Source organism: Desulfobacter sp. (assembly GCF_050177295.1).
Genome location: NZ_JBFXHE010000257.1, coordinates 1 through 6482, shown reverse-complemented (window position 1 = coordinate 6482; position 6482 = coordinate 1). Strand labels below are relative to the sequence as shown.

7 protein-coding genes are annotated in these 6482 nt (G+C 49.6%); 2 read left to right on the top strand and 5 right to left on the bottom strand.

Annotated features, from left to right (window positions below):
• The 4 genes from AB7U36_RS16070 to nifH all read right to left on the bottom strand — a co-directional run.
• Positions 1–628: nitrogenase component 1 (locus tag AB7U36_RS16070; protein ID WP_428160719.1), on the bottom strand; the 628-nt coding region annotated here is incomplete at its 3' end.
• 35 nt (positions 629–663) lie between these two features.
• On the bottom strand, positions 664–1017 hold the full coding sequence (gene anfG, locus AB7U36_RS16065) for a Fe-only nitrogenase subunit delta (RefSeq protein ID WP_428160718.1): 354 nt from the start codon (positions 1015–1017) through the stop codon (positions 664–666).
• A 16-nt stretch (positions 1018–1033) separates the two neighbouring features.
• Positions 1034–2599, bottom strand: coding sequence for a nitrogenase iron-iron protein, alpha chain (gene anfD / locus AB7U36_RS16060; protein ID WP_428160717.1), 1566 nt, complete (start codon positions 2597–2599; stop codon positions 1034–1036).
• A 25-nt stretch (positions 2600–2624) separates the two neighbouring features.
• Entirely contained in the window at positions 2625–3455 is an 831-nt protein-coding gene (nifH, locus tag AB7U36_RS16055; RefSeq protein ID WP_428160716.1) for a nitrogenase iron protein, read from the bottom strand.
• Positions 3456–3925: 470 nt separating this feature from the next.
• Here nifH and AB7U36_RS16050 point away from each other — a divergent pair, with 470 nt between their 5' ends.
• Together AB7U36_RS16050 and AB7U36_RS16045 are read left to right on the top strand one after the other, a co-directional pair.
• Positions 3926–4411, top strand: coding sequence for a NifB/NifX family molybdenum-iron cluster-binding protein (locus AB7U36_RS16050; RefSeq protein WP_428160715.1), 486 nt, complete (start codon positions 3926–3928; stop codon positions 4409–4411).
• A gap of 24 nt (positions 4412–4435) precedes the next feature.
• Positions 4436–6016 carry a sigma 54-interacting transcriptional regulator gene (locus tag AB7U36_RS16045; protein ID WP_428160714.1) on the top strand — a complete coding sequence of 527 codons (1581 nt, stop codon included), beginning with the start codon at positions 4436–4438 and terminating at the stop codon, positions 6014–6016.
• A 77-nt stretch (positions 6017–6093) separates the two neighbouring features.
• On the opposite strand, the gene AB7U36_RS16040 is transcribed toward AB7U36_RS16045, so the two are convergent.
• Entirely contained in the window at positions 6094–6312 is a 219-nt protein-coding gene (locus AB7U36_RS16040) for a Nif11-like leader peptide family natural product precursor (protein WP_428160713.1), read from the bottom strand.
• Positions 6313–6482: the final 170 nt, after the last annotated feature.

The window sequence follows — 6482 nt, the reverse complement described above, 5'->3', positions numbered from 1 at the left end:
CGTCAAATTCATCGATCTCAACAAGAACGGTGGCATCCACCTGCATTTGGGCCAGAAGATCTTTCATTGCCGTTACATCCGCCGGATTCACCCACCCGGTAATCAGGTTGATTTTATTGTTTGCCTCTCCTTTTTTTGCAAAATGCCGGACAAAATCCCTCACCGCCAGGTCATACCCCGTAATCATGCTTCCCACAAAACTTGGTGTATGAATCGGGATTAAATGGATGTCCCGGTCCGCATATTTTTCCGGTAATAACCCTTCATTGAGCGTATTGCAGACCCCGTCGATATCGTCGCCGATCACCTCTGTTGAGCAGGTTGAAATAATGGGGATCACCCGGACGTCGGGATAGCGCATGAGCAGCACGTCAACCGCCTCTTCGACCCGCCGGGTCGCACCGAATACCGCGCCTTCCTCATGAACCGACGAGGATGCCAGCTCAAAACTTTCCTTAAAGTGCTGGGAGATCAGCATACGGACAAACATGACGCAGCCCTGACCGCCATGGACAATACCGATGGCGTCTTTGATGCCGATACTGGCAAACTGCGCGCCGCATGGCTGGCAGGTAAAAATGGGATTGATGACGCCGGTGCGCGTTTTTTCCTTGAGTTCACAGGACATGATATGTCTCCTTTAGTATGTGCGTTTGCCAGGGGTTAATAGTGTTCATCAGTCAATTCAAGGTTGAGGGACCCGTCGATCATCAGATAGTCAATGCGCTCATGCAGGGCGTTCATCAGCGCTTTTATCTCATCCTTGCCCAGGTCGGAGAGCCAATTGAATCTGGCTTTGTATTCATCAGCCAGCCAGACAGAGTCCACCCAATAGCAGCGGTCTGCCGGTGTTTCCAGTTCCACATCTTCGTTACACAAAATCTGCGTGGCCTTGGTGAGGATACCCTGGTTTTGATCCCGGCGGTCCCAGGCCCGGGAGTGGAATTGCCAAAGGCAATTTTTCATAATGACATTGAGCAGCTGCTCAACCCGTTCTTTCATCATTGTTGCATCCATAAGCTTTATCCCCCTTTCATGCGGTTTTGTTCAGTTTAGGCGCAATGTTCCGGGGGGTGTATGGCTTGATCAGATCCCGGGTACAATCCCATGCGCCTGTGTATTCGCGCAATTGCGGATTGTTTTTGATTTCGTCACTGAGATTGACGTCTGAGATCATGCGCTGGGTCTGGAACCCGATGTCCGTGGGAATTTCATCTTTACTGATGTCCAGAAACGACAACTTGTGGATGGGCGAAAAAATACCGTTGTAAATGTCCCGGGCAAAGCGGACCCAGCCTTCCCATCCCTTCCAGGGGCCGTTGTGGTATCCATGGGCGTTCAGATATGGGACACGCATCTTTTTGGCCACCTCCCCGGGGCGTTTGCCTGTAAAAATGATGTCCGGTTCCAGCATTTCCATGGCTTCCACACCTTCCAGTTCATTGGGGTCGTCAATGGCAAGGGTGCCTTCATCGCACCGGGCAATCCCTTTTTCCATGTCGCCCTGGTGACCGAATTTGGTGTAGACCGAAACAACCTTGACCCCCATCTCCTCCTGCAGGACATAGGCCCAATGCCAGAGTTTTGAGCCCCCGGGCCACAGGCAGACCTTCTTGCCGGTCAAACGGGCTTTGTACCAGTCCAGTTCCGGCTGCCACCGGGCGGTCTCCTCGTCAATGATTTTCTGGGCCCGGTCTTCAATGCCGAAGAACATGGCAACTTTTTTAAGGGAATCGCCCAGGGGTTTGAACCCGAACCCATCAATATCCAGACGCGGAATCCCGTATTTGACGCGTAACTCATTGCATAGATATTCTGATGACCTGGCGCATTCCAGCACATTCAGATGGGCCCGGTGCATGGATCGCAGTTCGTCGTAGGACCCGTTGCCGGTGAAGGTGCAGTTAATGGTAATGCCCATACGGTCAAAGAAATCCTCCATGATATACTGGTCACCCTGGATGTTGTATTCACCCACATAATTGATGATGTAGTCGCCTTTTATTTCAGGCTCGCATGTGCCGACTTTTTCCTTGAACCAGGCGATACAGATGGTATGATGCCCCCCGGACTGGCTTGGGCCGCGAAAGCCCGGAGAGTTGCAGACAAAAATGTCCACATCAGGCATTTCATCCATGACTTCCTGGGCCACGGCATGGAGATCGTCGCCGATCAGGGCCGAGGCGCAGGTCTGGTACAGCGTCATGCGTTTGATCTGGGGGAATGCTTCGAACGCCTCGATAATATTTTTTTTGAGCATCTGTTCGGCACCAAAGATAACGTGCTTTTCCTTCATGTCCGAGGCAAAGGTGTACTTAAGCTGGAAATTGTCATTATCGCTTAAGTACCGCTTGGTCTGCCAGGTGTCATAGGTGCAGCCGATGGGTCCGTGGCTGAGATGGATTACATCCTTCATGGGCGTACCGATCACGTGTTTGGCCCCGCAGTATGCACAACCGCGCTCCGAGATCGATCCGGGTATGGTGTTCAGATACCCAAGGGGAAGCGCATCCGTAAGGTGCTCGCCGGGCCCCTTGATCACGGCATGTTTTTTTCTTTCCGGGATGCATTTGCTGCATTCAAATTCATGGTATGGCATGGGATAACCTCTTTTATGTTACTGATCAATCAATAAGACCGTATTTGGCCACCATCAATTCAAGTTCGTCCATGCTCAACGGTTTGGGAATGACGAACATGTCATTTTCAATGATTTTGCGGGCCAGTTCTCCATACTCCTTGGCCTGGTTTTCCTGGGCATCATAATCAACCACAGTCTTTTTATTGAATTCGGCACGCTGAACCACATTGTCACGTGGCACATAGTGGATCATCTGGGTGCCGATGGCCGCGGTGAATTCACCCATAAGATCAAGTTCCCGGTCAACATTGCGGCTGTTGCAGATAACACCGCCAAGGCGCACACCGCTCTGCTTGGCATATTTGAGCAGGCCCCGGCAGATATTGTTTGCCGCATAAACAGCCATCATTTCACCCGAGGCGACAATATAGACTTCCTGGGCCTTGCCGTCGCGAATCGGCATGGCAAAGCCGCCGCAGACAACGTCACCCAGAACATCGAAAAAGATAAAATCCAGATCTTCCGTGTAGGCACCGTTTTCTTCCATAAGATCGATGGCCGTGATGATACCGCGTCCGGCACAGCCTACGCCTGGTTCCGGACCACCGGATTCCACGCACTGGATGTCATGAAATCCTTTTTTGATCACCGCGTCGTTGGTGATTTTTTCCGCACCTTTTTTTCGCAGCATGTCCATCAGGGTTTCCTGGGGTTTGCCGCCCAGAATCAGACGGGTACAATCCGCCTTGGGATCACACCCATGGATAAATATCTTTTTGTCATAAAAATGCGCCATTGCTGCAGCGGTATTCTGCTGTGTGGTGGATTTGCCGATGCCGCCTTTTCCGTAAAAAGCGATTTTTCTGGTAGCCATGGTGATTACTCCTGTTTTAAATGAGTTAATGGATGGAAAAGCCCTGTGCGGCCTTCCTGGCCTTCCTGTATGAAGAGTTTAGCAATTGCTGTGCCATAAATTTAACATATTGATATTTAATATTATTTTTAAAGTTTGATGTAGATTTTTGATTTTTTAAGACCAGAATCCTGAAAAATGCTGTCCCGTTTCGCGCATTTTTTCGCATTTTGTGCGATTCGGGACAGTTCAAGCCCAAAACCGGGTATGTCATTTTCATTGTCTGCAGAATGTTGTCCGGCTAAAGAACCTTAAAAACTGCAGGATTTCCGGGTTTGATGAAAACAAAACGGTCCGGTGCCGGTCTAAATTTTTCTGGCATGATTACTGCTGTCTTAAATTTTGATTGAACTTTAGATTGATACCTTAGCTCAAAAGACAGGTTAAATTATGAAGGTCACGGGGAGTTAATTTGAAAGAAAGGAATGACTATGAAAACCTTGCACATGTCCGAAGGACTGATTCGTCACGATTATAATCCGGCCCGCCCATACGTTGCCATTGCCTCAATGGATGGAAAAAACATTGACCAACCCCTGGGCCAGGCCCTGTCACTTTTTATTTACCGGGCTGATGCGCCTTCTCCCAAACTTGTGGAACAGCGGGATATTCCATTACCCGGTAAAGGGCTTGGCCGGTGGATGGCGCTTGGAAACATTTTGTCGGATTGCGGGTGGCTGCTGGTTCCCGGCATCGGAGAAGCTGCCTTCAAAATATTGGTGAATAAGGGAATCATGGTGTATATCATAGAGGGGTCGATCGACGGGGCCCTGGGTTTGATCCTCACCAACGGCAATTTGAATACCATGGCCCGCCCTGACGTTCTTGCCCGGCCGGCAACCCGGGCCCGGAAGTCCGGGATCCGTTGTACAAGCGGCGCATGCGGCGGCGGGGGCCGGGGATGTTACGAAAGCTGAATCCAAACCAGGACCGTTAACGAAATGAACACCACAATGCAATCCCAAAAATCCAACTGCAGGGTTGTGGCAAAAGAGGTTTGCCAGATTAAGGCGTTACCCCCTCTTTTTGAGTTGAGCAAGGTCCTTGACAAAAGTGAGAATTTATCCCAGGCCATGGATGTCCTGCTCATTATCATGGAACGTAACCTGGAGGTTATCCGTGGGATGGTGACCTTGTACAGCCGTAAAACAGGTAAGATTTTTATCCACAAAAGCATCGGCCTGACCTCTGAGGAGGAACAACGGGGTATTTATTCCCTGGGCGAGGGGATTACCGGCCAGGTCGTTGAAACCAACCAGGCCGTGATCATTCCTGAAATCGGCAATGAGCCAAAGTTTCTCAACCGCACGCAAAGCATGCCTGCTAAGGATCACCGCCACATGTCGTTTATTTGTGTGCCCATTGCCCGGGGCAAAAAAGTTCTCGGCACAATCAGCGCGGAAATCAACTGTGCGTCCCAGGTATTTCTCAATCGTGTTCTGGAAGTATTAACCATCATTGCGACCATGACGGCGCATGCCGCCGAACTCTTTATACTTGAAAACGAGGAGCGTACTTACTGGATCAGTGAAAATAAGCGCCTTCAGGATGCCCTGAAAAAAAAATACAGACCGGATAATATCATTGGTGATTCCAAGCCGATGCGTGAAATCCACGCAATGATCAAGCGGATTGCCCGGACAAAGACAACGGTCCAGATTCTTGGGGAAAGCGGCGTTGGCAAGGAACTGGTTGCAAACGCGATTCATTATGCCAGCCCCCGGGCCAGGGGGCCGTTTATCAAGTTTAACTGTGCTGCCTTGCCGGAAACCCTGATCGAAAGTGAGCTGTTCGGACATGAAAAAGGGGCGTTTACGGGCGCAGGCACCCAGCGCATAGGCCGTTTCGAGGAGGCAGACCGGGGAACGATCTTTCTGGATGAAATCGGTGAACTCTCCTTGGCCATGCAGACCAAACTTTTGCGCGTCCTGCAGGAGCGGGCCTTTGAACGTGTCGGCGGCAACCGCTCCATTAAGGTGGATATTCGAATCATTACCGCAACCAATAAAGATCTGGCGGCAATGTCCGATGAAGGCAGGTTCCGCGAGGATCTATTCTACCGCCTGAACGTTTTTCCCATCATGATACCGCCGTTGCGTGAACGGGGCAGCGATGTCATTACCCTGGCAGATCATTTTGTTGCCCGGTTTGCCAAGGACAATGACAAGGAAATTAAAAGGATTACAACACCGGCACTGGATATGCTCATGAGCTATCACTGGCCGGGGAACGTGAGGGAGCTTGAGAATGTGATTGAGCGCGCCGCCATTCTGGCTGATGAGCATGTGATCCAGGCCTTTAATCTGCCGCCGTCCCTGCAGACGGCAAAAGCCTCCGGTACTTGTGTCAAGGTCGGCCTGCAGGCCAAACTTGATGCTGTGGCCTATGAAATGATTGTGGATGCATTAAAGACGAACCAGGGGAACATGACGCACACGGCAAGGGAACTTGGCATCACACGCCATACCTTGCGGTTGCGGATGGATAAACTGGATATTGATTACCGGAAATTTCGCCCCTGAATTATTTTTCCATAATACCTGACAAAATCATCAGGGGAATTAAAAACGGTGCTGCCGCTAAACAGCACCGTTTATTTTTATACCCAGATCCCCTTCTTTGGCGGGTTGCCATATGAATCGAAAGAGTCCCCGTTTAACCTCAATACGTCTTGCAGTTCTTTTACAGTAAACTCAAATCCATCTTCCTTTGCCAAGGCTACAAATTTTTCCATTGAAAAACAATTATCGTACTTTATACGAAATTTCCGATCCTCTGCACCTTTATCTAAAAGGGCCTGAACACTTTCTTTTGACATTCTGATTCTCCATTGATTAAAATTAAATGGTTATAAAACATATTGCCTTTATTATGATTTGACCGTCCATAAATCTTTTATTGCAAACTTGCAAAAACTGTTCCTGTTCTGCCAATCAACCTTGACTGGAACATGTTTTGCAAAATTTTTACAGCTAAAATCAAAGAGGT